The following is a 1,470-nucleotide window of genomic DNA, read 5'->3' as shown; positions in this document are numbered from 1 at the left end:
GAGGGCTGGCGTGCCCAACTCGCCGCCGTCCTCCCGGACTACATGATCCCGTCCGCCTTCGTCCCCCTGGACGCGCTGCCGTTGACCCCGAACGGCAAGGTCGACCGCCGCGCCCTGCCCGTGCCTGAGTTCACGCGGGAGCGGTACGTCGCTCCGCGCACCCCGGCCGAGGAGACGCTCGCCGGGATCTGGGCCGACGTCCTGGGGGTCGAGCGGATCGGAGTGCACGACAACTTCTTTGAGCTGGGCGGTGATTCGATCACCAGTCTCAAGATCGCTTCCCGTCTGCGTACCGCTCTCGGTGCCGATCTCTCTCCCCGGGCTCTGTTCGATCATCCGACTGTTGCCGGCCTGGCTACCGCTCTTCCGGCGGGCGGCCACTCCGACGTCATCAGCCGCCAAGTCGCCGCTGAACTTCCGCTGTCCTTCGCGCAGGAACGCCTCTGGTTCCTCGACGACTTCGCCCCCGGCAGCACGGAGTACAACATCTCGGCGGCCCTGCGCTTGACGGGTCGTCTGGACCTCACCGCGCTCCAGGCCGCCGTCGATGGGCTTGTCGCCCGGCACGAAACCCTGCGGACGACGTTCGGCTCGGTGGAGGGGCACGGGGTGCAGCGCGTGCACCCGACGCTGGAGGTCCCGGTGCGGGTCGTGGAAGCCGACGACATCGAGGAGACGGTACGGCGCGAGGCGACAGCCCCGTTCGACCTGCGGACCGGCCCGCTGATCAGGTTCCTGCTGATCCGGACCGGCCCCGCCGAACACACCCTGGTCCTGTCGATGCATCACATCATCACCGACGGGTGGTCGATGGGGGTGATCGTGCGGGAGCTGAGCGAGTTGTATCGCGGGGGCGAGCTGCCTGAACTCCCCGTGCGGTACGGGGACTACGCCGTATGGCAACGGGAGCGCCTGTCCGGTGACGCACTGGACGGCCAACGTGCTTACTGGCGTGAGCAGTTGGCCGGTCTGGAGCCCCTGGAGCTGCCGACGGACCGTCCGCGTCCGACCGTACGCACCGGTGCCGGAGCGATGCACACCTTCCAGGTCCCGGCACGCCTGGCGACCGACCTCACCGACGCGGCACGTGGCCAGGGCGCGAGTCTGTTCATGGCGCTGGCAGCGGTCACCCAACTGCTGTTCTCGCGGTACAGCGGACGGCGTGACGTGGCCGTCGCGACAGCGGTCTCCGGCCGTGAACGCACCGAACTCGAAGGGCTGGTCGGCTTCTTCGTCAACACCCTCGTCCTGCGCACCGACCTGACCGGCGACCCCACCTTCGCCGAACTCCTCGCCCGCGTACGGAAGTCCGCGCTGGCCGCCTACGCCCACCAGGACCTNNTCGGCGAGTTGCTGCGCGACGTGAAGGGCACGGTCCTGAACGCCTTCACCCACCAGGACGTCCCCTTCAGCCACCTGATCGAGGAGTTGGCCCCCGAACGGGACACCAGCCGCACCCCCCTCGTCCAG

General features: G+C 69.1%; 1 pseudogene. It reads left to right on the top strand.

From position 1 onward, the window contains the following. Positions 1–1,340: pseudogene (locus tag AOK24_RS27510) on the top strand (condensation domain-containing protein); the annotation flags it as partial. Between the last annotated feature and the right edge of the window lie 130 nt (positions 1,341–1,470).

The organism is Streptomyces niveiscabiei (assembly GCF_001419795.1).
Classification (GTDB): Bacteria; Actinomycetota; Actinomycetes; order Streptomycetales; family Streptomycetaceae; genus Streptomyces; species Streptomyces niveiscabiei.
This window is presented reverse-complemented; position numbering and strand designations above follow the sequence as displayed.